Below are 25,372 nucleotides of genomic sequence, written 5' to 3' on the forward strand. Positions count from 1 at the left end.
AAAAGGTCATCGGAATGAGTGAAGAATTATTGATTGAAAACAAGGCTAGAATGAAGAAAGTGTCCAGCATATTGGTATCACAGCCTAAGCCTTCGGATGAGAAATCTCCCTATTTTGTATTGGCTGAAAAGTACAAGCTGAAAATCGATTTTAGACCGTTTATTCAAATTGATCCAGTTGATATCAAGGAATTTAGAAAGCAAAAAATCGACATTCTTAGTCATACTGCGGTCATATTCACGAGCCGCAATGCAGTGGATCATTTCTTTAGACTGGCTGCAGAGAGCAAGGTAGAAATTCCTTCTGACATGAAATATTTTTGTATTTCTGAGCAGACTGCCAACTACCTTCAAAAATACATTGTCATTCGCAAAAGAAAGATTTTCACAGGTCTACGGACAGCATCTGAATTGCTGGATATCTTGAAGAAACACGACAAAGAAAAATTCATTTTCCCTTGTTCTAATATCAGAAAAGATGACATCCCAGCTTATTTGAGAGAGAATGGTATTCAGTTTTCAGAAGCCATCATCTACAAAACAGTTGCAAGTGATCTGTCAGACTTGGCAGATGTGAATTATGACATCATTGCTTTCTTTAGCCCTTCTGGAATTAATTCACTGATGGTGAACTTCCCAGATTTTAAGCAAAACAACACAAGAATTGCAACTTTCGGACCTACTACCGCTCAGGCAGTAATAGATGCCAACCTCATCTTGGATATACAGGCACCATTACCAAATGCACCATCAATGACTGGAGCATTGGAGCTATATATCAAAGCAGCGAATAAGGCATAAGACATTTGTCCTTCGAAAATTTGAAGATAAAAGTAATTGTATAGGTTTTTCTGTATAATTACTTTTATAACAAATTTAACCTCTTGGTCATGCGAAAACTGATCTTACTCATGGGTTTCTTATACCTTGGCTTGAGCACATCTATGGCTCAGCAAGATCCAGTTTTTAGTCACTTCATGTTCAATCCATATTATAATAGTCCCGCCTTGACGGCATTTGATGGATTGTCGAGTATTTCATTGATTAGTAGAAATCAGTGGACAGGGTATGACCCGTCATTCGAGTCAGAGGGTGGTGCACCGACCACACAGTTTTTTAATTATACAGCCCCGCTTCATTATAAAAAAGCCCCCATGGGTATTGGAGGGACTTTTATATACGATCAGTTTGGGCCGAGGCAGGATGTGTATGTACAGATGTCTCTCTCTTACCATTTAGATATGCCGAGAGGACGCTTTAGTTTGGGCCTCAGACCGTCAGTGTCTAGGCGTGTACTGGATTATTCTAAATTAGTGACCGTAGACCCTACTGATCTGGATCAGACACAGGTACAATCCCAAATGATGCCAGACTTGGCAGCAGGCTTGGCTTATTCTTCTCATGACTATATGATCGCTTTTGGAATAGATCATTTGTTGACGCCTTCTTTTGATTTTGGTTATGGAGAGGCTCCCACCCAAAGCAACAGGCAAGAAATGGTTTATAGTTTGTATGCCACATATAGCTATTTGATGTCCGAGTATGTGGAGCTCAAGCCAGCCATTTTGGCTAGGACAAACATCAGTGGGTTTAGTTATGACATTAGTGTTAGAGCAGTTTATATGACCAAAGTATGGGCAGGATTATCATACAGAGACTCTGAGGCCATAACTGTATTGTTGGGCTATTCTTTCTTTGGAGACAAGAGCCTCAGTCTCGGGTATTCATTTGACTATATAGTCAATGATAGAGAGTACAAACAATCGACATCTCACGAGCTCTATGTACATTACAATCTACCTACTCTCAACGGACGGACTAAAAAAATAATTAGAACCCCGAGATTTAGGTTTTAAATGACTTTTTTTCAACTTAACATTGTGCGACAATTATTTGGGATTTTTTTTTTCTAAATAAAAGTATAATTTTAAAGGCTATAAATCATGTTTCCGAAAAATGAAACATTATATTTATGGTTTAAACTATGCAATATATTTTGTGTATACTTGTTAAGTTAAAAGTGTGGATATAATATTACGTGTTATGAATAAAATAAGTGTAAGGAAGATTGTGTCAGGTCTGTTCTTGCTGAACGTGTTAGTGATAAGCCAAGGGTGTAGCTTGTCCAACTTGTTCGGTGGCGGAGGTGGCGGTTATGACGATCAAGGCGAATTAATAGGCGCCCAAGGACGAGAAGGCTTTGAAATGGTAAGGCCATTTGGTATGGTAGCAGTTCCTCCAGGAACTTTTCACATGGGTCAAGCTGACCAAGATGTGGCTGCAACACAAATTAATTTTAATAAGCAAGTAACGATCGGGCCATTCTACATGGATGATACCGAGATTACTAACAATGAGTACAGACAGTTTGTTGAGGAGATTACTGAAGGCTCCGAATCAGATCTTCCAGAAGGGTTTGTGGTAGCTGATCTAATTCCAGATTCTACCGTATGGGTCAGAGATTTTACACACCACATGGGAGACCCATTGATGGTGTATTATTGGTCTCACCCAGCGTTTGACAACTACCCAGTTGTGGGGGTTGATTGGGAAGCTGCTAAATACTTCTGTAAGTGGAGAACGGATCATTTGAATAGCTACAGAGCTGATCGAGGCTTGTTCCCAATGCCTAATTTCAGATTGCCATCTGAGGCAGAGTGGGAGTATGCTGCACGTGGTGGTAGAGACATGAATAAATACCCTTGGGGAGGCCCTTATATCAGAAATCAAAAAGGATGTCTATTGGCCAATTTCAAACCAGGTAGAGGTAACTATTTTGATGATGGTTTTGCATACACGGCTCCAGTAGCTACATTCTTTGCCAATGATTACGGTCTATACGAGATGTCAGGTAATGTAGCAGAATGGTGCGAGGATGCTTTCAACCCTGCTTCTATGCCTTTAGTTTGGGATTTGAACCCCACTTTCTTTGATGAGAATGAGCCAAAGAAAGTAATCAGAGGTGGTTCATGGAAGGACATTGCCTACTATTTGGAAACAGGAACAAGAACATACGAATACAAAGATTCTTCAAGGGCTGCAATTGGCTTTAGATGTGCGATGACTCATCTCGGACGATCAAGTGGAACTGAATTTTAATCAAACAAGAAATTAATAACCTAAAATCTTTAAAAAAATGAGCGCAAAAAAAGGTGGACTAAAAGAGCTGTTATTTACAACAATAATGCCGAAGGTGTATGGCATCGGTGCTGCAGTAGTAATTGTAGGTGCGATGTTTAAAATCCTTCACTTACCAGGTGCTGGTGAGATGTTGGGAATTGGATTGACAACTGAGGCAATTATATTTTTCCTAAGTGCATTTGAGCCAAAACACCATGAAGTAGATTGGTCAAAAGTTTACCCAGAGCTAGCGGATGATTATGATGGTCCAAGAGCTCAGCCAAGAGCTGCGGTAGCTTCTACTGGTACTGGTGTGTCACAGCAAATGGATAAAATGTTGGCAGACGCTAAAGTAGGTCCAGAGTTGATTAAGAGTTTAGGTGATGGAATGAAAAATATGGCTGATTCAGCAATGAAAATGTCAAACTTGAGTGATGCTGCAGTAGCGACAAATGAATATGCGCAAAATGTCAAGTCTGCTTCAAAATCACTTGTTGAAATGAATAAGTCTTACGCATCTACTGCTACTTCTATTGCAGCGATGGCTGATGCCTCTAAAGATGCCTCAGCATTTCATTCTCAAATACAAAATGCTACGAAGAATTTAGGTGCCTTGAATGCAGTGTATGAAATGGAATTGAAAGATGCCAACAGTCACGTGAAGGCAATGAATAAATTCTATTCAAATGTAACTTCTGCAATGGAAGGTATGGCCGAGGCTGCTAAGGATACAGAAAACTTCAGATCAGGAATGACTAAGTTGAACACAAACATTACTTCATTGAATAGCATCTACGGAAACATGCTTTCTGCGATGAGAGGTGGTGGAACTCCTGCAAAATAAATCGATCATTTTAACCTAATATTTAAAAAATTATGGCTGGAGGTAAACAATCCCCAAGAGACAAGATGATCGGTATGATGTACCTGGTACTCACTGCCTTGCTTGCTTTGCAGGTTAGTAATAGTGTACTTGAGAAGTTCATATTTATCAATGAGGCATTTGTCGATACTAATACAGGGAAAATCGCTGAGAACGTTGAGAAGGTGAGCAATATACAAGGTGCGGTAAGTGAGTCTGGAAGCAGACCACAAGACGTAGCTGTATTGGAGAAAGCTAAGAAAGTAAGAGAGGCTACTGCCAAGATTTATGAAGAGATTGAGGGATATAAAACCCAATTGATCGAGATGACAGGTGGTAGAGATGAAAATGGTAACATGTTGGGTGTAAAGGATATTGATTCTGCACCTACTCTTTTCGTCAATGAAGGAAAAGGAGATGTACTAAAGGGTACTATCAATGGCTATTCAGCCTTCCTTCGTGAAATTACGGGAGACGAAACGATTAAGGATATTGCAAAGGATGCTATTGAGATAGAGGCTTTCAAGTATGACGAAAATCAGAACAAGAAAGGTTTTGCTGAATTGAACTTTGGACATAATACTCCTATGGTGGGTGCTTTGGCTTCATTAAGTCAATTTCAATCAGATATCTTGGCAGAAGAAACCAAAGCTTTAGAGGAGTTGGCAAGGTCTGTAGGTGCTGATAAATTGAAGTTTGACCAAATTGTACCGATGGTTAGACCAGAGTCTAAAATTGTTGCAGCTGGATCTGAATACATTGCTGATATGTTCATTGCCGCATCGTCATCATCTGTATCTCCAACGATGACATGGGATGGAAATGAGATGGAAGTAGTGGATGGAATGGGTAAGGTCAAGTTTGTGGCTAGAGCTGGTAATTATGATGCCAATGGCCTATCTAAGCAAAGCTTTATAGGAGCAATTAAGGTGAAATTACCAGGAGGTAGAGATACTACATTTGTAGATACAATTGAATATACGGTTTCTAAACCTGTCATTCAAATTCAATCTGCATCTGTACAGGCGTTGTACTTGAACTGTGGTAACGAGCTAACTGTCAATGTACCGGCATTAGGAACTTCATACAATCCTGTGTTTAATGCGAAGGGAGGCAGCACAATTAAAGGTGCCGATAGAGGAGACGTAACTATCGTCCCTACTTCTGCAAAAGTTACTTTGAGTGTATCTAGTGGAGGAAACTTGATCGGTACTGAAGAGTTCAAAGTGAAGCGAATCCCTAAGCCAGAGATATTGATATATAGTGGAGGCAAGCAAGTGGATGAGAAGAGAGGTACCAAAGGTTGTCCTCGTTCTATCAAAATTCAAGCCGAGGCTGACGAAAGTTTCGCGCAATTCTTGCCTAAGGATGCCTTATTTAGAGTAGCCGAATCTGAAGTAACTTTGGTAAGATCAGGTAGAGCAGTTCAAAGTGTACGACCAAAGGGTCCAGATGTAAACTTGTCTCAATTGGCTGGTGAAGCTCGACCTGGAGATGTCCTCGTAATTGAGGTTAAAAAGGTGCAAAGAAGAAATTTTAAAGGAGCGATTGAAGATGTTGCTAGCTTTGGTTCTCCGATTAAACAGATAAGAATTAATTAAACAATTAGGTTATGAAGAAAATTTGTTATGTGTTAAGCCTTATTGTCATCGTAGTAGCTTCTTCTATGCGTGTATCCGCGCAAGAAAGAGCAGGTAATGGATACAATTCTGATGCACTTCGCCCAGTTCATGAGTCTTACAAAATGTTCAAAAAGACAGTTTGGAGAAGAATTGATTTGGAGGAAAAGCAAAACCTACCATTTTTTTCAAGAAATGGTGAGTTGTCAACAATCATTATCAATGCAGTTAAGGCTGGATTGTTGTTTCCATATACGAATGACTCGGTAAATACGAGAATGTCAAAGGAGACTTTTCTTGAAAATTTGAAGCTGGAAGAAGAAGGTGGAGGATTGACAGAAGAGGAGATCGCTATGGGCTTTGGAGCTGATAGCGATGATGATTTCTTCGGTGGTGGATTTGAAGAAGGTGGAGAAAAGCAAGAAGAGGAAATACTTGATGTGAATGAGTTTTCGCCTAGAGATTTTTCTATTGCTGAACTTAAAGAAGAAATGTACTTCGACAGAATGCGTTCTAGAATGTATTTTGATATGATTGCAATTACCATTTTCTTGCCTGCAGATAGAAATCCGGCGATGTTTGAAAAGCCATTGGCTTCTTTCAAATATAAGGATCTAACTGCTTTGTTTAGAAGTATGCCAGAAGAGGCAATTTGGTACAATGCATATAATACTGCTGAGCATAAGAATATGGCAGATGCATTTGATTTGAGATTGTTTAGCTCAAACTTGACCAAATTGTCTAACCCTAAGGATGAAAGGTTGGTAGATATCTACAACAAAACAAGAAGAGATGGTATCATAGCTTCTCAGCAAATCGAGTATGATTTGGTAGATTTTGAAAATGAACTTTGGGAATTTTAATTCTTAGAAGAAATAGATACTTGAAAGTCTCATCAGTTTGATGAGACTTTTTTTATGTGCTCTCTAATAAGCTTGGCTTTGGACGGACCAACTAAATTGATCAACTCCTCATCTGATGCCATTTTTATTTTTTCGTATGATCTGAAATGTTGTAAGAGCAGAGTCTTGCTCGACTCACCTATACCTTTGATGCCATCTAGTACAGAGAGTACTTGCCCTTTACTACGGAGTTGCCTATGAAAGGTAATAGCAAATCTGTGTGCCTCATCTCTCATCTGCTGGATGAGTTTGAGGGATTCTGATTTTTTACTGATATGAATGGGGACACTATCTTCTGGGTAATAGATCTCTTCTAGACGTTTGGCTATTCCTATTATTGGGATTTGGTCATAGAGTTCTAGGTTCTTGAGTGCGTCACAAGCGGCGCTTAATTGGCCTTTCCCTCCATCAACAATGATCAATTGTGGGAATGGTTGGTTTTCTTCCTGAAGCCTCTTGTAGCGCCTAGTTACAATTTCTCTCATTGATCCAAAGTCATCTGGTCCTATGACAGTTTTGATCTTAAAATGTCTATAGTCTTTTTTGGAAGGTTTACCATTTTTGAAACAGACCATTGAGGCAACTGGATTTGTACCTTGTATATTTGAGTTATCGAAGCACTCGATGTGAACCGGGGCTTCTTTGAGCTTGAGATCTGATTGTAATTGTAGAACTACTCTGTTACTTTTTTCTTTCGTTTCGACAGATTTGTTGAACGCATCTTTTTTACGGATTAGTGCATTTTTAAGTGATAAGTCTACCAATATTTTTTTGTCTCCAATTTTGGGTACGTTGACTTGAACATTTTCCTCCCAATGCTCAAAATCTAGGTTGGTTAATATTTGCCTGGATTGACTTTCAAACTGTTCTCTCATTTGCGTACATACGAGTTGAACAATCTCCGTATCACTCTCATCTAGTTTTTTCTTGATATCTATGGTATGTGAGATGTTGATCATGCCTTGATCAATCCTCATGTAGTTGATAAATGCTTTCTTTTCGTTGGAGGTAATGGTGATTACATCTGTGTTGTTGAGTTTCTTGTTGAAGATGACAGTCTTGCTTTGGAATTTGTCCAGCAATTCTATTTTATTTTTATAGAGTTGAGCTTCTTCAAAATTTAGCTGTTCGGCAGCTTGACTCATTTCAGTGACAAAGTGATCCTTGACTGTTTTGAGATTGCCTTTCAGGATATGTCTTACCAAGGCAATTTCTTTCATGTAGTCTGTTTCAGATTGTAGACCTTCGCATGGACCCAAACAGTTGCCAATGTGGTATTCTAGGCATATTTTGAATTTTTGTGCTTGGATATTTTCCTTGCTGAGATGGAAGTTGCAAGTTCTTATTTTATACAATTTCTGAATCAGTTCGAGAACTGTGTTCAGGGCTTTGACACTGGTGTATGGACCAAAGTATTCACCTTCATTGTCTTGGTGTCTGCGCGTAGAAAAAACCTTAGGGAAGCGATCTTTAGAAATACAAATGAAAGGAAAGCTCTTGTCATCCTTTAAGAGAATGTTGAACCGAGGTTGATTTTCTTTGATTAGATTGTTTTCTAGCAGTAGGGCGTCAAATTCAGTGTTGACTACTACAAATTCAATGCGGTTGATTTCCTTAACTAATTTCTTTGTCTTTAAGTTGAGACCACTCTGTTTGTTGAAATAGCTGGATACCCGTTTCTTGATGTTTTTTGCTTTTCCGACATAGATCAGCGTGTCAGTTTTGTCAAAATACTTGTACACTCCAGGGTCGGAGGGCAATAGCTTGACAATAGATCGTATAGATTCATTTTCACTCAATGCCTTGGTATTAGAAATCTATGTTTTCTAACTCATCTTGGAAATTGTCTACACCCACGCCTAAAGAGTCAACTTGAGTGTTGACGCCATTGTAATGATCACAATCAAGCTCTACACCTAATGGCTGTGTTGGTTTTCGGAAACGGCCTTTTTCTACACCTGTACGAGGATCCGCATATACTTTGAGCATGAATTTTTCCCAGATAGGTCGAGCTGTACGTGCTCCTTGACCCAAGGACCAATTGCGAAAATGAACATAACGATCATCTCCACCTACCCAAGCTCCTGCTACCAAATTGTGCGTGACCCCCATAAACCATCCATCCGATGCGTTTTGGGTAGTCCCAGTTTTGGCACCAATGTCGTTGTTTTCCTTCAATGACCAATCCAATCCACGACCTGTACCTCCTTGTTCTTCGATAGCGCCTTTGAGCATGTGTAGCATGAGGTATGCGGTTTTTTCACTGATGGCCTCCCTTCTTTTGGGTACAAAATCTTCTAGAACCACACCGTTTTTGTCTTCTATTCTGGTGATGTAGTATGGCTCTGTCCAAGTACCTTGGTTGACAAAAGTAGAATAGGCCCCTACAAGTTCATATAAAGATACATCTCCTCCTGCGCCTAGACATAGTGAGGGAACAGCGTCTAGTTCGCTTTCGATTCCGCAAGCATGAGCCATGTCAACTGCTGCTCTTGGGCTGATCTTTTGCATGATGTTGGCAGTGATGGAATTAACAGAGCTTGCCATGGCTCGGCGTATGGTCATCGTTTCTCCCGTGTATTTGCCATCGGCATTTTGAGGTGTCCATGTTGGGTTGGCAGGATCCTCAAGCACCCAAGTTACAGGTGCGTCTACCACAGGGAAGCAGGGAGAATATCCCAGATCAATCGCTGCAGCATATACAAATGGTTTGAAAGTAGAACCTGGTTGTCTTTTACCTTGTTTTACATGGTCATATTTAAAATACTTGTGATCAATCCCTCCAACCCAAGCCTTGATGTGTCCTGTTTGAGGTTCCATAGCCATGAAACCTGCTTGTAGAAATTGTTTGTAGTATTTTAAGGAGTCAACCAAGCTGAATGTGGTATCTATCTCTCCCTCATAGGAGAAGACAGTCATTTTCTTAGGTAGATTCAAATAGTAATTAAGGGAATCTGATCCTACTCCATATCTTTTTACCAATTGCTTATAATTGGGCGTACGTTTGATGGTCATGTCAATGAAATCTAGGATTTCGTTTCCATCTCCATCGATCCATGGCATTCTCCCTTGCAAGTGACGGTTGAAAATGTATTGCAGTGTATCCATGTGTTCTTTCATGGCTTGTTGCGCATATTCTTGTATTCTGTTATCTATCGTGGTATAGATTCTCAATCCGTCAGAGTAGAGATCGTATCCATTCTTTTCGCACCATTTCATTAGGTCATTTCTGACAACAAATTTGAAATAAGCTGGGCCCTGATCTTGGTCTGCGACTTTGAATTGAAGGCCAAAATCCGATACCACCAAACTATCATAAGATTCCTTGTCTATCTTATCATATTTATGAAGGTTATACAACACTTCGGTTCTTTTCGCCAATGCGTTTTCGGGGTTTCTGGTAGGGTTGTATCTTGTTGGTGCATTGATCAAGCTTACTAGGATGGCAGCTTCTTTGTAAGTGATTTCGGAAGGTAGCTTGTTGAAGAAGGTCTTGGATGCAACTTGAATCCCAAAGGCGTTTTCTCCATATTCTATGGTATTGAGATACATAGCGAGGATTTCTTCCTTGGTGTATGAAGACTCTAATTGAATGGCAATGATCCATTCTTTGATCTTTGTGATTAACTGACCAACCTTTCGATTGGAATATAGACTGCCTTGGTTGACTGTAGATGTGCCGTAAAGATTTTCTGCCAATTGCATGGTCAAGGTGCTACCTCCACCCTTGAATTGGAAAGTGAGAATCCCAGATGCCGCACGGAGCAGACCTCTCAAGTCAATTCCAGAGTGTTTGGTGAATCGGATATCTTCGGTCACCAATAATGTGGTAATGAGTTCTTGTGATAGCTCATTGTAACTAACGGCTGTTCTGTTGTGTCTATAGTAGCTACCAATGATCTCTTCTCCATCTGCATAATACAAATTGGAAGAAAGGTCTGCCTCTGGTCTTTCGAGACTCTGAAGGCTAGGCAACCCGCCAAACCATCCATTCCAATCATTTTTGATGGCGGTGATTACTGTACAGCCTCCTACAAAAGCAGATATAACCATCGCCCAGACCAGATATATTAGAATTTTATAGATGTTCATTTTGCAGGATAATTTTTGAGATAGAATGTGAGATAAGTGTCCAGTTCCTTGGTTTGATAGAAGATGTTGAAATTGTCTTTTGTAATCACGAAATTATAGAATTTGCCACTCTTATTTATTTTTTCGCTTGGCTTTTGATTGCTGACGAGTTGATTATAATGAACAGCTGATTGTTTGTCTGGAAACTCTGATAAGAGTATGATCGAATGTTTCTCATCCAAAACCAAGTTGCCAATGTTGATTTCAATTTTGTTGTCTTTGGCAATTTTTGCAAAATAGGTTGGTAAACTATTTGCCAATTCAGGGTCTGTTTCATAAACGAAAACAAAGAAATGCGGTTCGTTAAATTTGGATATGTATTTGGCTCTGGAGCTATTGACCAGATTGATTTGATATTGCTCAGAAGCATAAACCAGTGAGTCCGCATGAGGAACCAATTCGCTTTCTGGGTATTCTTTGATGAAGTTGTTCAGATCAAATTCGTATTTGTAGATGGTTTCGGTACGGGCGTTGACCAGTACCTTGAGAAAGGCCATGTTGTCTACAAAATTATTGTCTGGATATTGCTGTAGTCCTGCATCGATCAGTTGGAGAGCTTCTGAATAATTGCCAGCTTTGTACAAAGCATACGCTTCTGCGTACACTACCTGAAGTTTGTCACTTGCCATTTGGGACTCTGCTCTGTAGTTGGGGTTGATGATCAACTTGGCATATATGCTCTCTGGTGATTGATTGAGAAGTAGATTTTTGTAATAATTGGAACGCGTACTGTTCCCAAGGTCATCAAATATCAAATATAGAAGATACCATACCTCATCTCTGTATTCCGTCTCTGGGAATCTCCTCAATAGTTCTTCGAATGCTTCGGTCGAATTGACTTTTTCGTCCAAATCAAAGTTGTAGATATTCCCTAGCTTGTAGGTGGCTACTTCGATTTCTGCCAACAGGACTGCTCGCTTTTCTGGTGTATTAGGCAATGTGGCGATGAGTGCTTTTTTATCTATTTTGAATGTGTTTTCTTGCGAGTCCTCATTTTTGTTTTCCTCTGATGGGTTGGTTTGTGCATTGTTTTGATTAGGATTGGCGTCATCACTGTTTTCCTCTACTAGGTTGGCAGGTTTGGTGGACCTTCTCCAATTGTCCTCCAAGGGTCTATCACCCCAGATAGTACGGAATTGTGATTTTCCTCTGGACACAGCACTCACATTATAAAAATACCAAAGCGTACCCTCATAATTGGTCGTGCCGAAGGTGTGTGCACCCCCTTGCGTGGCAAATGGGTCGTTGACTTGCTGTGCTGCCAGCGCATCGGCTTGTTTTTTTCTTTTCTTTTCTTCTTCGGCTCGCTTCAATTCGGCGGCTTCCTCTCTGGCGATATACTCATCCAGATACGTGTCCAAAGCTGCTTCGGGCAGCGATGCGACATACAGCAGGCTGTCATTGGTATGGATGATGGTGAGTTGCTCCACAAAATTAGTGAGTACCTCTAGTCTCTCTGCTATGGCTTCATATTCTATCTCATCAGTAGGCAAGACACTCATGGTACTGTCATAGTAGAGCTTGGCCATTTCATAGTCGGCCAAGCTGTCGTAGTATATTTTGCCTAGTTCCCAATAGGAATGTGCTTTTTGACGATTGTTGTTGACACTGGCTTGTATCGACGAATTATAATGATCCATGCCCAGTTCTAAGTTACCGTGCCTCACTTCAAACTGAGCCATTTCGTAATAGATTTTGTCTTTGTACTCTATGTTTTTTCGATCCTTTAGGAGTTTTTTAAAGTACTTTCTGACTTTTTTAAAGTCGTCGGACTTTCCGATTTGACTGACTTGCGCCATGTTGAGTTTGGTGTAAAAGGACAATTCGTAGGAGGGATTATCTCTCAATACCTCTTTGTAGTAGGAATAGGCCTCTGCTTCAAACCCTAATGTTTGATATACTTGGCCGATGATAAAATTGACTCTGGACCTTTCTTTGTTGACCGTGATGATGGGAACAGCTTGAGTCAGATTTTTGACCATGTTGTCGAGATCATTGCTCATCTGGTAGAGATAGCCCCTAACCAAGTAGAGATTTTTGAGGTTTTTTTTGTTGAGATTTTCTCTTTTCAAATAGTCAGACACTGCGATCGCATTGTTGAATTGTCGGTCTTCTATGAACGTCCTCATCAGTGCAACCAAAGCTTCGTGCTTTTCATCGTCTCCTTTGCCTTTGGTGTTTACATATTTAAAGGTCTCTATGGCATTGACAAAGTCCAAACTGTAGAAACGAGCCTTGCCCACCAATATGTAGGCATTGTCTTCCCAATTCGATCCTCGGTGCATCTGGATGGCCAAGGAGGCCTTTTTGATGCAATGCTCGATTTGCTCTTGATATGATTGGGCGATCACACTGTCAAACGGAGGGAACACGGGGAGGATGAGATTGTAATTCCACTGGTAGCTGTCTTCTATGATGTCTTCTATAGCCAGAATGTCTTCTTTGGCAATGTAGTAGGCATTGTAATGAGAGGTGGTGTTATGATAGGAATTACTGAATGCGTTGTTTTTCTCTGGTGCACAACGTGTGAACGCCAAAAAGCAAATGAAGACCAAGAAGAGCTTTGCTTTATTCAATGTTTTGTATGCTAGGAGATAACAGATACTCCGCAATTAATACAATATTGCATAAGTTAATATCCATTAATATATATTTTTACCGCAAATAAGAAGTACGTCTCATTGGAAAACAAAAAAACCTTATCAAATCGCCTCACCACGAAGTATCTATTGATTATTCGCAATGAGGAAAATTTTGCGGAAAAAACAACGTACTCGTTTACCTATGCCAAGATTATTCTTTTTTTGGTGTTGATTTTCATGTCGCTGACGGCTCTTAGTTTTTATCTCACCACGACACTTTTGGAAGAGTGGTTTGATCCACGCTATGCGCAGCTCAAGGCCACAAGAGATGTGATTTCCTTGTCTGCCAAGGTAGATTCTTTGGTGTATGAAGTGGATAAAAAGGAGCAATTTATCAACAATTTCAAGATGATCATTTCGGGTAAGGATGGCGAGTATGAACAGGTCGAAGGGTCAGAGAATATTGGCTCAAATGAAATCAAAGAAATTGTCCAGTCGGAGGAGGAAATCAACCCTATAGATTCGGAATTTCGTAGGGAGTTCGAAAACAAGGGCGTAGATTTACAATATTCTGAATCTGCACTGTCCCAAGAGTTACAGGAGTTTTACCTATTCAAACCTGTCGAAGGAATCGTGTCTGACGGATTTGATCCGCATAGAGATCACTTGGCAATAGATATAGTAGCTCGTCAAGATGAGCCAATCAAAGCAGTGGCAGACGGTACAGTCGTGTTTTCATCCTGGACTCAGGACTCTGGCTATGTCATTGCTATACAGCACAGAGGCAATTTGATTTCCTTCTACAAGCACAATTCGGAATTATTCAAAAAGGTTGGTAATTTTGTCACAGCGGGGGAAGTTATTTCTATTATAGGTAATACGGGCGAGCTCACCTCTGGACCACATCTACATTTTGAGTTGTGGTATGATGGGAATCCTATTGATCCAGAGGAGTTCATTAGATTTTAAAATTCAACTGTTATGTTCAAAAATAAGCAAGAAATGAAAGACGTAGAAGAACTGAGTAATTCTAGTAATATCATCGGAAAGGGCACTGTAATGACCGGTGACATTGAGACTTACGGCAATATTCGCGTAGAGGGCAAGATTGTTGGTAATATGAAGACCAAGTCAAAAGCTGCCTGTGGACACTCATCTTATATTGAAGGCAATATTTTGGCACAAAATGCTGAAATAGCTGGACATGTGACTGGTAGAGTAGAAGTGTCAGAGTTGCTCATCTTGAAGCCTTCAGCGGTAATCAATGGGGATATTATTACGAACAAATTGATCGTAGAATCTGGAGCCACATTCAATGGAGGCTGCAAAATGGGTGTGACTATTAAAGAAATCAAAATTGGAGATCAACCCGAAGAAATTTCGAGAATCAGGAAAGCCGAATAAGAAGGGCTTTAACTATTTAAAATTTTCTGGGCTAGCATTCGAAATGCTAGCCTTTATATTATTAGGTGTGTGGGGAGGATACAAACTCGATGAAGTATTCTCGATGGAATACCCTGTATTTACCGCAGTGCTCTCTTTGGTGGGAGTGGTCTCATCTTTAATCTATCTAATAAAAAAACTACCCAAAGATTGACATGATCAAAGGACTCATTAGGATTTCAATTTTTTCCGCTTTTATGCTTTTGATACAGTACTTACTGGGCAGAGTAGTGACAGCTGATATCCTTCATCCATACATTATTTGGATCGTAGGCTTTTATTGGTTGGTAAGCATTAGCTTACATGTACTTTCTCATTTGGCTGAGCGTCATTTGGAGATGGATTTGACCTTGATCCTATTAGCTGGGGTCACTTCGAGGTTGTTGATTGCCATCGCGGCGATGGTGATTGTCGTGTTGATAGGTGTAGTAGACAAGAGTCTCTTCATTATCAACTTTGCGGTGGTCTATTTGTGCTACTTAGTTTTTGAAATCACTAGTGTATTGTCTAACTTGCGCTCAAATTTGAAGTAAGGGTAAATGAGGAATATTATTACTGTTTGTAAGCAGTTAAAAATCAAAGCGATAGCTTTTGTATTGGTATTTGTTACAAGTACGAGCGCATTTGCATCTGATGCTGCAGAAGGAGGGGCTTTTGATCCTGGAGCGATGATCACTCACCACATCGGTGACGATTACATTTGGCATTTCTTTGACGGACATTATGGTACCGTTTATCTCCCAGTTATTTTATTTACAGATCACGGCTTGGAAATTTTTTCCTCAAAAAACTTCTACGACGAGGCGCACAATTTGGTTGAGTACAATGGTTACAAATTGGAGCATGGACATATTGCTGCACTGGATGGAAGTCACCCATTGGATTTTTCGATTACCAAAAATGTAGCATCTCTTTTCCTAAGTGCATTTTTGCTTATTGTAGTGTTTCTGGCGGTGGCTCGTGGCTACAAGAATCCAAAGAAAGCACCAAAAGGCATCCAGTCATTCTTCGAGCCTATTATCATTTTTATCAGAGACGAAATTGCTATCCCTAATATCGGGGAGAAGCAACACAAGAGATTCTTGCCATTCCTGTTGACCTTGTTTTTCTTCATTTGGTTCAACAATCTTTTGGGATTGATGCCAGGTGGAGCCAACTTGACAGGTAACATTTCTGTTACTTTTGTATTGGCATGTATTGTATTGATAGTCACACTATTCAGTACCAAAAAATATTACTGGAAGCACATTTTTGCAACTCCTGGTGTGCCATGGCCAGTATTGATCATCTTGATACCTATCGAATTGGTGGGGATTTTGACCAAGCCGTTCTCATTGATGGTCAGATTGTTTGCCAATATTACGGCAGGGCATATCATCATTTTGAGTTTGTTTAGCTTGATTTTCATATTTGAGAGCTATGCTGTGGCACCTGTGAGTGTTGCCTTTGCGCTATTCATGAATTTCTTGGAGTTGTTTGTTGCCTTGCTACAAGCCTACGTGTTTACATTGCTTAGTGCCATGTATTTCGGGTCAGCTGTAGAAGAGGGTCATCACTAGAATTTGAACGTTTAATTAAATATAAATACTATGTTAGCAAGTTTGTTAATGGACATGAGCTTAGCAATAATGGGTGCTGGTATCGGTGCTGGTCTTGTTGCGATAGGCGCAGGATTAGGAATTGGTAAAATCGGTGGTTCTGCTATGGAATCAATCGCAAGACAGCCAGAAGCTGGAGGTAAGATCCAAACTGCAATGATTATTGCAGCTGCTCTTATTGAAGGTGTTGCTCTTTTCGGTGTGGTAGTTTGTCTACTCATATCGTTTAAGTAAAAAGCATTAAGACTTCCCGAGATAGTCGGGAAGTCTTTCAATTTTAAATTCATCAAATTAGATATAAAGAAATGGAATTAGTTACTCCAGGTATAGGCTTAATTTTTTGGCAAACGATTACATTCTTGATCGTATTGGGTCTGTTGGCTGCATTCGTGTGGAGACCGATCTCAGACGCATTGAGAGCACGTGAGGGCTTTATTGCTGACTCATTAGAATCAGCAGAAAATGCCAAAAAGGAAATCGCTCAACTCAAAGCTGACAATGAATATTTGCTTCAAGAGGCTAGAATTGAAAGAGATAAAATTTTGGCTGCTGCCAATGAAGCCGCAAAGCAAATCAAAGAATCAGCAAAAGAAGAAACTGCTAAGATCACGGCCAAAATGACCGAGGATGCAAGAGCGGTCATCGCTACTGAGAAAAATGCTGCTTTGACTGAGGTAAAAGATTTGGTTTCTACTCTATCCATAGATATTGCTGAAAAGATTTTGAGAAAAAGTCTTGAGGATAAAAACGCGCAAGAAACGCTAGTTAAAGAATTGATTAAAGACATAAAAGTAAGCTAATATGTCAGAGTTCAGGATAGCCACTAGATATGCCAAGTCTCTTCTTGATCTCTCTGTAGAGAAAGGTCTGTTGGAAGAAATAACCAAGGATATGCAATCATTCTTGGAGGTATGCAAGTCTAGCAGAGAGTTGGTGTTGATGGTGAAGAACCCCGTCATCACTCATGGCAAGAAATTATCAGTTTTGAGATTGATATTTGAAGGGAAAGTCAATGCACTGACACTTTCATTTTTCGAGATTATCACCAAAAAACAAAGAGAAAAGTATTTGGTAGAGATAGCGAAAGCTTTCGTGACTCAGTACAACGAGTACAAAGGAATCGTGGAATCGACTATTACTACGGTGGCTCCTATTTCAGCAGAAACCAGAAAGGATGTGGCTGAGATCGTTAAGAAAATCACTAACAAAGAGGTGATTTTGACAGAAGTAATTAATCCAGAATTGATCGGTGGATTTGTTTTGAAGATTGGCGATAGACAAATCGATGACAGCATCAGCAGCAAGCTGAGAGAACTGAAATTAAAGTTCAAAGAAAGAAATTTTGTAAGTCAAGCCTGATCGGGCTCTAATAGAATAGAAGAATAATAAACTTATTTATACAATGGCAGATGTAAGACCAGACGAAGTATCAGCAATATTGAGAGAACAACTCTCAAATTTCAGAACAGAAGCTGAACTCGAAGAAATTGGAACTGTACTACAGATTGGTGACGGGGTGGCTCGAATCTACGGTTTGACTAAAGCACAATCAGGTGAGCTTTTGGAGTTCGAAAACGGACTCAAGGCTATGGTATTGAACTTGGAAGAGGACAATGTCGGAGCAGTGCTCTTGGGTGAGTCGTCAGCTGTAAAAGAAGGCGATACAGTCAAAAGAACGAAAAGAATTGCTTCGATTCAGGCAGGTGATGGCTTGTGTGGTAGAGTAGTAGATACGCTAGGAAATCCAATTGATGGAAAAGGCCCAATCGCAGGTGAATTATTCGAAATGCCATTGGAAAGAAGAGCTCCAGGAGTAATCTACAGACAGCCTGTCAACGAGCCTTTGCAAACGGGGATCACATCGATAGATTCGATGATTCCAATTGGTAGAGGCCAAAGAGAGTTGATCATCGGCGACCGTCAAACAGGTAAAACTGCGGTAGCGATCGATACGATCATCAACCAGAAGGAATTTTATGAAAACGGTGCTCCCGTATTTTGTATTTATGTTGCCATTGGACAAAAGGCGTCAACAGTAGCAGGTATCGTGAGTGCTTTGGAAAAAGCGGGAGCGATGGCATATACCGTAGTGGTGTCAGCATCTGCATCTGATCCAGCTCCTATGCAATTCTTTGCACCATTTACAGGTGCTGCTATTGGTGAGTACTTCAGAGATACTGGACGTCCTGCATTGGTAGTGTATGATGATTTGTCTAAACAAGCGGTCGCATACCGTGAGGTTTCTCTTCTATTGAGAAGACCTCCAGGACGTGAGGCATATCCAGGTGATGTATTCTATCTTCACTCAAGATTGTTGGAGAGAGCTGCCAAGATCAACAACAATGACAATATAGCGCAAGAAATGAATGACTTGCCAGAGTCATTGAAAGGAAAAGTAAAGGGAGGAGGCTCTTTGACGGCACTTCCGATCATTGAAACAGCAGCTGGTGACGTTTCTGCTTATATCCCAACCAACGTGATTTCTATCACAGATGGTCAGATATTCTTGGAGACCAACTTATTTAACTCTGGTATCAGACCAGCGATCAACGTAGGTATCTCGGTATCTAGGGTGGGGGGATCAGCTCAGATCAAATCAATGAAGAAAGTAGCAGGTACTTTGAAATTGGACCAAGCACAGTTCAGAGAACTAGAGGCATTTGCCAAGTTTGGGTCTGATCTGGATGCAGCTACTAGGTTGACAATCGAAAGAGGTCAGAAAAACCAAGAGATTTTGAAACAAGCACAATACTCTCCGATTCCAGTAGGTGAGCAGGTTGCGATGATCTACGTTTCTACCAAAGGTTTTATGGACAAGGTTCCTGTAAACAAGGCAAGAGCCTTCCAAAAGGAGTTTTCGACATTGATGAAATCACAACATGCTGATCTGATTGCTCAATTGGCTGCTGGTAAATTCGATGACGAATTGACTGGTAAGATCGGAACAATTGCAAAAGAGGTAGCTAAGAATTTTGAAGTAAAATAATAAGCTGAAATGGCTAATTTAAAGGAAGTAAAGAATAGGATTCAATCTGTAAAATCAACTCAGCAGATAACGAGCGCTATGAAAATGGTGGCTGCTGCAAAGTTGAAACGTGCGCAAGACCGTATCACGCAGTTGAGACCTTATTCACAAAAACTGACAGGCATTCTACAGAATGTTTCATCCACACTAGGTGGTGAAATCGAGAACGTATATGGCGAGAAGCGAGAGGTAGAGAAGGTACTGTTGGTTGTTGTGTCTTCTGATAGAGGATTGTGTGGTGCTTTCAACAACAACGTGTTCAAGGCAACTGCCAATGTGATCAAGGAGAAATATTCCTATGAGCAGAAGCACGATGGTGTGTTCATCCTTCCTATCGGTAAAAAGTCATTTGATTTCTTTTCAAAAAGAAAGTATCAGGTAATAGGTGACTATTGCAACATGTTTCAGGAGCTATCATTTGATGTAGCCAGAGAAGCTGCGGAGTATGTCATGAAGTCATTTAAGGACGGTAAATACGATAAAGTAGAAATTGTCTACAATGAATTCAAGAACGTAGCGACTCAGGTAGTAAGAACGGAAGAGTTTCTTCCAATCGAATCTGTGGCTCCTGTGAAGACTGATGCGACAAATAAAAGCAGAGATTATATCTTCGAACCATCTGCGGAGTATGTGGTGAGTGAATTGATCCCAAAATCCTTGAAAATACAGTTTTATAAGGCAGTTTTGGAATCAAATGCCTCTGAACATGGCGCTCGAATGACCGCCATGGGTCAAGCGACTGATAATGCTGGCGAATTGTTGAAGGCTTTGAAATTGACTTATAACAGAACACGTCAGGCTGCAATTACCAAAGAGATCTTAGAGATCGTAGGTGGTGCGGAAGCTTTGGCAGACAACTAAGAATTGAAGAATATTCGATAGATTGATAACCCTGACGATACACATCGTCAGGGTTTTTTGTTACAGTTGATATGACAGGACATTGGATCAAAAGAACATTTCAGGTTGTCACTTGGCTCTCACTGGACATAGCCTTGAGTGCAGCTGTATTGTCCAACGCAGTAGCCGTTTTGTTTGAGGTAGAATTGCCCTGGGCGGTATCTGCTGCTTTGTTTTTGTGTGTTTGGATGATTTACACTTTAGACCATCTGCTGGATGCAAAAAAATTGAATCAAACACCTACTATGCCACGGCATGCATTTCATTATCGTTTTGCCACGAGGATTTTTATAGCACTACTGATTGTGGCTTTGTTTAGTCTAGGTTTGGTATTTTTCCTACCTGCAATCACATTGGTGTATGGTATAGTAGTGGCAGGGTTGGTTGGTCTTTACATATTGTTGACCTGGTGGCTCAAAATTTTTATAGCCAAGGAGTTCCTGATTTCTATTTTGTATGCAGTAGGTGTTTTCATTGGTCCATTTTCGTGCGGGTTGGTGCTGAGTGAGGCCTCTTGGTTGGTGTTTTTTGAAATTATGTTTCTAGCCGTGATCAACCTGATGCTGTTCTCGATGTATGAACAGGAAAAGGATCGAATCGATGGTTTCAGCTCTTGGGCGACTATCTTTGGGCAATCTCGCCTGAGACAGATGCTTAGAACCAGTTTTGTTGGCATGCTTGTATTGTTGGGAATGAGTCTTGCGGTCTCTTTGGATCCCATGTGGTTGGTTTTTCAATGTGTGGTACTGGTGATGATAGGAGTTTTGTTTTTGTTATACCTGCGAAGAAATTTGTTTTACCACAATGAATATTATCGCTGGGTAGGGGATATGATTTTCTTTTTTCCTTCGGTCGTGTTTCTGTTTTGACTAATTTCAATTCCATAGTTTCTTTTTATGATACATTGGCGCGTTTGGTTTTTGCGGATCGAATCAACTATGCTAAAAGGTCTTTTATCGGAGAAATCCTCCCTTGGAGTCGTGTGTTGATACTTGGAGGAGGAACTGGGCGGATTTTAGAATATCTGGCTGAGACAGATTCTGAATTGGAGATTACTTATGTGGAGCTATCTGATCAAATGATGAGATCTGCTCGACAAAGAAAATTGGGTAACCATCGAGTTGATTTTGTCTTGGAGGATTATTTCAAGTTTCAAACGGAGGAATTGTATGATGTTGTGATATGTGACTTTTTTTTGGATCTCTTTGAAGACGAAATGCTTAATAATGTCATTCAGCGAATTCGTCAACATCTGACACCACAGGGCAAATTGGTTGTTTCAGATTTTCAAATTGTAGATGAGAGCATTTGGCAGCGTATGCTGTCTGCTTTGATGCATTGGTATTTCAGGTTCCTAGCACAATTAGACAGTAGACGACTCCTCGATATTGATTTGAAACTCACACTATCTGGATTTGTGCGAGAGCAAAAAATGACATTTTATCGAGGATTTATTTTCTCAGCATTGTACCGTGTGGGTAAAGAATAGTCTCTTCTATTTTTTCATAATGTCCAGAATATCATCAATGTATTCTCTGGTGTTGGCCAGACGAGGGACTTTGTTTTGTCCACCTAGTTTTCCTCTGTTTTTCATCCATTGATAGAATGTCCCACAGGTAGCCATGTGCACGATAGGCATCTTGAGTGCCATGTCTTTGTATCTCTTTGCATCATAGTCAGAATTGACCAAACGGAGTGTTTCGTCTAGTATTTGGGTAAATTTTGAGAGGTCATTTGGTTCTTTTTTGAATTCGATGACCCATTCATGACCACCTTCGCTTTTGTCAGTGAAGTGTATCGGTGCTGCAGTGAAGTTATCAATGAGTGCATCCGTCTCTTTGCATGCTTTGGTGATGGCTGTTTCGGCATTTTCAACAACCAATTCCTCGCCAAAGGCATTGATAAAATGTTTGGTTCTCCCTGCGATCTTGATTCGGTATGGATTAAGTGAAGTGAATTTGATGGTATCTCCGATGCTATATCGCCACAATCCTGAATTGGTCGTGATCAACATAGCGTAGATTTCTCCAGTTTTGACTTCATTCAGACCTAAGGCCCTTGGATTTTCTTCTTGAATCTCTTTGTGTGGAATGAATTCATAGTAAATACCATAGTCAAGCATCAATAACAACTCGTCAGAATCTTTTTGATCTTGTATCCCAAAAAATCCTTCAGAAGCATTGTAGGTCTCCACATAGCGCATACCAGTTGACGGTATGAGTTGCTTGAATAATTGCCTGTAGGGAGTAAAAGAAACCGCTCCATGAAAGAATACCTCAAGGTTGGGCCAGATTTCGGTCATGTCTTTGACTCCTTTCATTTCCATAAGCCGCTGCAAGAGCAGAATGGTCCACGTCGGCACACCAGAAATACTGGTTACATTTTCATTGAGGGTGGACTGTGCCATTTTTTCGATCTTTTCTTCCCAATTGTCCATCAGAGCGACATCTAGCGAAGGAGTCCTAATGAGTTGAGCCCAGAGAGGTAAATTTTTCATTATCACTGCCGAGACATCTCCATAGTAGGAGTTTGCTTTGGGATCCATTTCGTTCACTTGGTGGCTCCCTCCGATTGCCAAACCCTTTCCTGAAAACATTTTACTGTCAGGATAATTGTTGACATAGATAGAAATTAAATCCTTCCCTCCTTTGAAATGGCACTCTTCCAAAGCTTCGTTTGATACTGGGATGAATTTGCTGCGTGCATTGGTGGTACCTGATGACTTGGCAAACCATTTGACGTCCGTGGGCCAGAGCAGATTTTGCTCTCCTTTCATCCTACGTTCTATGTATGGGTAGAGGCTTTCATATGTTCGGACAGGTACAGCGGCGCGGTACTGCTCGACATTCTTGATGTTTTTAAAATCGTAGTTGAGACCAAATTCTGTTTTTTTGGCTGTATGCAATAGTTTGATCAGAAGCTCATCTTGAACTTCGTGAGGGTATTTCATGAAAAGCTCGATTTGGTGCATCCGCTTTTTCATCACCCAGGTGAGGATTGAGTTTAGTATTTCCAATCTAAGCTATATTTTTCGCTTCAGTTCAAAATTTCGACCTAGATATACACGACGTACTTGCTCATCGGCAGCTAGGTCTTCAGCAGTTCCTGATTTTAGCAGACTCCCTTCAAACATCAGATATGCCCTGTCCGTGATAGACAAAGTTTCATTTACGTTGTGGTCGGTTATGAGAATCCCAATGTTTTTATTCTTCAGCTGTGCTACGATGCTTTGAATTTCTTCCACTGCAATAGGATCTACTCCGGCAAATGGTTCATCTAGTAAGACAAAGTTAGGGTCAATAGCGAGTGCACGAGCGATTTCGGTACGTCTTCTTTCACCACCAGAGAGTACTCCGCCCATGTTTTTGCGTACATGTGTGAGACTAAATTCTTCAAGTAGGTATTCAACTTTTTCTTTTTGTAGTTGTTTTGGAATATCTCTCATCTCCATGACGGAGAGGATGTTTTCTTCCACTGTGAGTTTCCTGAAGATGGAGGCTTCTTGAGCCAAATAACCGACTCCTTTTTTTGCCCTTTTGTACATGGGCAGTTCGGTGATATCTTCATCATCCAGATAGATGTGCCCTTCATTAGGTTTGATCAGGCCAGTGATCATATAGAAGGAGGTGGTTTTTCCCGCACCATTGGGTCCAAGTAGACCGACGATTTCTCCTTGATTGACGGTCACAGAGATACCTTTTACTACCGTGCGTTTTTTGTATTTCTTGATTAAATTTTCAGCCCTTAGTTGCATGTATGATGGATTGATGCAGGATGTCTTTTGGCAATTTTAATGATAAATTTTTAAATCCGTCAGCTATTCTGCAACTCTGATGTCTTTCAGCATCAGTTGGAGTGAGGTCTCACCTCTAAAGTTGTTTTCATCTATCGTGTACACCAGATCAAATAAGCCGCCTATTTTGTCTGTAGCGTCGCTCATGCCAAAACCAATCGCGTCAAACACCTGACTGTCTCCTTGAAACACGGCTAATTTTAAATGTTTTTCTTTTAGGATTCTTGCTTCGGTTTTTAATTCAACTCCTCTGCTGATGAAAACTGGCTGCATGTTACCTGGACCAAACGGCCCCATTTGTTTCAGGATGTTGTTGAAATTGGGCGTGATGTCTTTCAAATGAATCTCAAGGTCAATATGTATTTTTTGAACTTTGTGTTCTTCAGTGATGCACTCACTCACTTTTTGTTCGAATAGCATTTTGAACTCCTTGAGCTTAGACTTCTTCATCGTCAATCCAGCAGCATATTTATGTCCACCAAACTGTTCCAAATGTTCGCTACAAGCTTCTATAGCTGAGTAGATATCAAAGTCATCTACAGATCTGGCAGAGCCAGTGATCATTTCATTTGATTCGGTGAGGATGATGGTGGGTTTATAGTAGTGTTCGATGCAGCGAGAGGCAACTATACCAATGATGCCCTTGTGCCATGTTTTCTTATATAGTACGGTGGTATGCTTATCACTTTGATCTTCTGCAATCAATGACAAGGCTTCTTTGGTGATGGACTCGTCATATGATTTTCTTTCTTCGTTTTCCAAATTCAGTTTCTCGGCAAATACGATGGCTTCTGGCTCGGATTCTTGGATCAGCAGGTTGAGTGCGGCGTTAGCATGGCTGATTCTACCAGCAGCATTGATTCGAGGGCCGATCCCAAATACTACATTGGAAATAGATAGAGGAGCTTGCAGCCCTCCTTTTTTGATCAGCGCATTCAATCCAGGAAGTGGTGCTGCATTGAGTTTTTTCAATCCAAAATAGGCCAGCGTTCTGTTTTCTCCTGTAATCGGTACGATATCGGATGCGATACTCACAGCAACCAGATCTAAGTATTGAAGCAATTGACTATTATCTATCCCATTTTGGACGCAAAAACCTTCTAGCAGTTTGTATCCAATCCCACAGCCCGAGAGTTCTTTGTATGGATAACTGCAATCATGCTGCTTGGGGTCAAGGATTGCTACTGCTGGAGGAAGAATTGGACCAGGCAAATGATGATCACATACAATCGTGTCAATATGATTGTCGGCAGCCATGGTGATGGTCTCCACAGCTCTGATACCACAGTCCAGTGTAATGATCAGTCCAACATGGTGATCAATGGCCCACTGCATGCCTTTCTTAGATACTCCATAGCCTTCGGTGTAGCGATCTGGTATATAAGTAAAGATGTTGGA

24 protein-coding genes (1 of these 24 running past the window's edge) are annotated in these 25,372 nt (G+C 40.5%); 18 read left to right on the forward strand and 6 right to left on the reverse strand.

Features of this window, described 5'->3' with window-relative positions; translation table 11 throughout:
- Positions 1-14: 14 nt before the first annotated feature.
- From N6H18_RS07280 to porN, 6 genes are all read left to right on the forward strand, one after another.
- The gene (locus N6H18_RS07280) at positions 15-800 is read left to right on the forward strand and encodes a uroporphyrinogen-III synthase (RefSeq protein WP_262311181.1); all 786 of its coding nucleotides are present in this window, start codon (positions 15-17) and stop codon (positions 798-800) included.
- Between the two features lie 89 nt (positions 801-889).
- Positions 890-1,855, forward strand: a complete 966-nt coding sequence (locus N6H18_RS07285) for a PorP/SprF family type IX secretion system membrane protein (RefSeq protein WP_262311182.1) — start codon at positions 890-892, stop codon at positions 1,853-1,855.
- Positions 1,856-2,042: 187 nt separating this feature from the next.
- Positions 2,043-3,098, forward strand: coding sequence for a T9SS ring complex lipoprotein PorK/GldK (gene porK, locus N6H18_RS07290; protein WP_262311183.1), 1,056 nt, complete (start codon positions 2,043-2,045; stop codon positions 3,096-3,098).
- 37 nt (positions 3,099-3,135) lie between these two features.
- A complete protein-coding gene (porL, locus tag N6H18_RS07295; RefSeq protein ID WP_262311184.1) occupies positions 3,136-3,963 on the forward strand; it encodes a type IX secretion system motor protein PorL/GldL in 828 nt (275 codons plus the stop codon).
- A gap of 32 nt (positions 3,964-3,995) precedes the next feature.
- Positions 3,996-5,582, forward strand: coding sequence for a type IX secretion system motor protein PorM/GldM (porM, locus tag N6H18_RS07300; RefSeq protein ID WP_262311185.1), 1,587 nt, complete (start codon positions 3,996-3,998; stop codon positions 5,580-5,582).
- Positions 5,583-5,593: 11 nt separating this feature from the next.
- A complete protein-coding gene (gene porN / locus N6H18_RS07305) occupies positions 5,594-6,463 on the forward strand; it encodes a type IX secretion system ring subunit PorN/GldN (RefSeq protein WP_262311186.1) in 870 nt (289 codons plus the stop codon).
- A 32-nt stretch (positions 6,464-6,495) separates the two neighbouring features.
- On the opposite strand, the gene uvrC is transcribed toward porN, so the two are convergent.
- Genes uvrC through porW form a run of 3 tightly spaced genes read right to left on the reverse strand, consistent with a single transcriptional unit; the run spans position 6,496 to position 13,209 of the window.
- Entirely contained in the window at positions 6,496-8,301 is a 1,806-nt protein-coding gene (uvrC, locus tag N6H18_RS07310; protein ID WP_262311187.1) for an excinuclease ABC subunit UvrC, read from the reverse strand.
- 10 nt (positions 8,302-8,311) lie between these two features.
- Entirely contained in the window at positions 8,312-10,594 is a 2,283-nt protein-coding gene (locus tag N6H18_RS07315) for a transglycosylase domain-containing protein (RefSeq protein WP_262311188.1), read from the reverse strand.
- Positions 10,591-13,209, reverse strand: a complete 2,619-nt coding sequence (gene porW, locus N6H18_RS07320) for a type IX secretion system periplasmic lipoprotein PorW/SprE (protein ID WP_262311189.1) — start codon at positions 13,207-13,209, stop codon at positions 10,591-10,593. Before porW ends, N6H18_RS07315 begins: the two co-directional genes overlap by 4 nt.
- 105 nt (positions 13,210-13,314) lie before the next feature.
- Here porW and N6H18_RS07325 point away from each other — a divergent pair, with 105 nt between their 5' ends.
- From N6H18_RS07325 to N6H18_RS07380, 12 genes are all read left to right on the forward strand, one after another.
- Positions 13,315-14,184: a M23 family metallopeptidase gene (locus N6H18_RS07325; RefSeq protein WP_262311190.1), complete on the forward strand. Its 870-nt coding sequence runs from the start codon at positions 13,315-13,317 to the stop codon at positions 14,182-14,184.
- A gap of 12 nt (positions 14,185-14,196) precedes the next feature.
- Entirely contained in the window at positions 14,197-14,619 is a 423-nt protein-coding gene (locus N6H18_RS07330; protein ID WP_262311191.1) for a bactofilin family protein, read from the forward strand.
- Positions 14,573-14,812, forward strand: coding sequence for an AtpZ/AtpI family protein (locus N6H18_RS18730; protein ID WP_262311192.1), 240 nt, complete (start codon positions 14,573-14,575; stop codon positions 14,810-14,812). The genes N6H18_RS07330 and N6H18_RS18730 overlap by 47 nt, the downstream gene beginning before the upstream one ends.
- Positions 14,813-14,855: 43 nt before the next feature.
- Positions 14,856-15,191: a hypothetical protein gene (locus N6H18_RS07340; RefSeq protein WP_262311193.1), complete on the forward strand. Its 336-nt coding sequence runs from the start codon at positions 14,856-14,858 to the stop codon at positions 15,189-15,191.
- A 6-nt stretch (positions 15,192-15,197) separates the two neighbouring features.
- Entirely contained in the window at positions 15,198-16,217 is a 1,020-nt protein-coding gene (gene atpB / locus N6H18_RS07345) for a F0F1 ATP synthase subunit A (RefSeq protein ID WP_262311194.1), read from the forward strand.
- 30 nt (positions 16,218-16,247) lie between these two features.
- Positions 16,248-16,490, forward strand: coding sequence for an ATP synthase F0 subunit C (gene atpE / locus N6H18_RS07350; RefSeq protein WP_099600625.1), 243 nt, complete (start codon positions 16,248-16,250; stop codon positions 16,488-16,490).
- A gap of 71 nt (positions 16,491-16,561) precedes the next feature.
- Complete coding sequence (gene atpF / locus N6H18_RS07355) at positions 16,562-17,056, forward strand: F0F1 ATP synthase subunit B (protein WP_262311195.1); 495 nt, start codon at positions 16,562-16,564, stop codon at positions 17,054-17,056.
- Position 17,057: 1 nt separating this feature from the next.
- Positions 17,058-17,615, forward strand: a complete 558-nt coding sequence (atpH, locus tag N6H18_RS07360) for an ATP synthase F1 subunit delta (protein ID WP_262311196.1) — start codon at positions 17,058-17,060, stop codon at positions 17,613-17,615.
- Between the two features lie 43 nt (positions 17,616-17,658).
- Positions 17,659-19,242, forward strand: coding sequence for a F0F1 ATP synthase subunit alpha (gene atpA, locus N6H18_RS07365; protein WP_262311197.1), 1,584 nt, complete (start codon positions 17,659-17,661; stop codon positions 19,240-19,242).
- 9 nt (positions 19,243-19,251) lie between these two features.
- On the forward strand, positions 19,252-20,142 hold the full coding sequence (gene atpG, locus N6H18_RS07370) for an ATP synthase F1 subunit gamma (protein ID WP_262311198.1): 891 nt from the start codon (positions 19,252-19,254) through the stop codon (positions 20,140-20,142).
- A 71-nt stretch (positions 20,143-20,213) separates the two neighbouring features.
- A complete protein-coding gene (locus N6H18_RS07375; protein ID WP_262311199.1) occupies positions 20,214-21,050 on the forward strand; it encodes a UbiA family prenyltransferase in 837 nt (278 codons plus the stop codon).
- Positions 21,047-21,670, forward strand: coding sequence for a class I SAM-dependent methyltransferase (locus N6H18_RS07380; RefSeq protein ID WP_262311200.1), 624 nt, complete (start codon positions 21,047-21,049; stop codon positions 21,668-21,670). Before N6H18_RS07375 ends, N6H18_RS07380 begins: the two co-directional genes overlap by 4 nt.
- Positions 21,671-21,676: 6 nt before the next feature.
- On the opposite strand, the gene N6H18_RS07385 is transcribed toward N6H18_RS07380, so the two are convergent.
- The 3 genes from N6H18_RS07385 to recJ all read right to left on the reverse strand — a co-directional run.
- Positions 21,677-23,164, reverse strand: coding sequence for a GH3 auxin-responsive promoter family protein (locus N6H18_RS07385; RefSeq protein ID WP_262311593.1), 1,488 nt, complete (start codon positions 23,162-23,164; stop codon positions 21,677-21,679).
- 39 nt (positions 23,165-23,203) lie between these two features.
- Complete coding sequence (gene lptB, locus N6H18_RS07390; RefSeq protein WP_262311201.1) at positions 23,204-23,935, reverse strand: LPS export ABC transporter ATP-binding protein; 732 nt, start codon at positions 23,933-23,935, stop codon at positions 23,204-23,206.
- Between the two features lie 63 nt (positions 23,936-23,998).
- A protein-coding gene (gene recJ / locus N6H18_RS07395) for a single-stranded-DNA-specific exonuclease RecJ (RefSeq protein WP_262311202.1) crosses the window boundary here: on the reverse strand, positions 23,999-25,372 show its 3' portion. Its footprint extends 318 nt past the window's final position; the window shows 1,374 of its 1,692 coding nt (coding positions 319-1,692); its start codon lies beyond the right edge, outside the window; the stop codon is at positions 23,999-24,001.

The organism is Reichenbachiella agarivorans (genome assembly GCF_025502585.1).
GTDB lineage: Bacteria > Bacteroidota > Bacteroidia > Cytophagales > Cyclobacteriaceae > Reichenbachiella > Reichenbachiella agarivorans.

Excerpts from the sequence above, each read along its gene's own strand:
- N6H18_RS07280 (WP_262311181.1), top strand. The coding sequence starts at position 15 with ATGAGTGAAGAATTATTGATTGAAAACAAGGCTAGAATGAAGAAAGTG.
- N6H18_RS07285 (WP_262311182.1), top strand. The coding sequence starts at position 890 with ATGCGAAAACTGATCTTACTCATGGGTTTCTTATACCTTGGCTTGAGC.
- porK (WP_262311183.1), top strand. The coding sequence starts at position 2,043 with ATGAATAAAATAAGTGTAAGGAAGATTGTGTCAGGTCTGTTCTTGCTG.
- porL (WP_262311184.1), top strand. The coding sequence starts at position 3,136 with ATGAGCGCAAAAAAAGGTGGACTAAAAGAGCTGTTATTTACAACAATA.
- porM (WP_262311185.1), top strand. The coding sequence starts at position 3,996 with ATGGCTGGAGGTAAACAATCCCCAAGAGACAAGATGATCGGTATGATG.
- porN (WP_262311186.1), top strand. The coding sequence starts at position 5,594 with ATGAAGAAAATTTGTTATGTGTTAAGCCTTATTGTCATCGTAGTAGCT.
- N6H18_RS07315 (WP_262311188.1), bottom strand. The coding sequence starts at position 10,594 with ATGAACATCTATAAAATTCTAATATATCTGGTCTGGGCGATGGTTATA.
- N6H18_RS07330 (WP_262311191.1), top strand. The coding sequence starts at position 14,197 with ATGTTCAAAAATAAGCAAGAAATGAAAGACGTAGAAGAACTGAGTAAT.
- N6H18_RS07340 (WP_262311193.1), top strand. The coding sequence starts at position 14,856 with ATGCTTTTGATACAGTACTTACTGGGCAGAGTAGTGACAGCTGATATC.
- atpB (WP_262311194.1), top strand. The coding sequence starts at position 15,198 with ATGAGGAATATTATTACTGTTTGTAAGCAGTTAAAAATCAAAGCGATA.
- atpE (WP_099600625.1), top strand. The coding sequence starts at position 16,248 with ATGTTAGCAAGTTTGTTAATGGACATGAGCTTAGCAATAATGGGTGCT.
- atpF (WP_262311195.1), top strand. The coding sequence starts at position 16,562 with ATGGAATTAGTTACTCCAGGTATAGGCTTAATTTTTTGGCAAACGATT.
- atpH (WP_262311196.1), top strand. The coding sequence starts at position 17,058 with ATGTCAGAGTTCAGGATAGCCACTAGATATGCCAAGTCTCTTCTTGAT.
- atpA (WP_262311197.1), top strand. The coding sequence starts at position 17,659 with ATGGCAGATGTAAGACCAGACGAAGTATCAGCAATATTGAGAGAACAA.
- atpG (WP_262311198.1), top strand. The coding sequence starts at position 19,252 with ATGGCTAATTTAAAGGAAGTAAAGAATAGGATTCAATCTGTAAAATCA.
- N6H18_RS07375 (WP_262311199.1), top strand. The coding sequence starts at position 20,214 with ATGACAGGACATTGGATCAAAAGAACATTTCAGGTTGTCACTTGGCTC.
- N6H18_RS07385 (WP_262311593.1), bottom strand. The coding sequence starts at position 23,164 with ATGAAAAAGCGGATGCACCAAATCGAGCTTTTCATGAAATACCCTCAC.
- lptB (WP_262311201.1), bottom strand. The coding sequence starts at position 23,935 with ATGCAACTAAGGGCTGAAAATTTAATCAAGAAATACAAAAAACGCACG.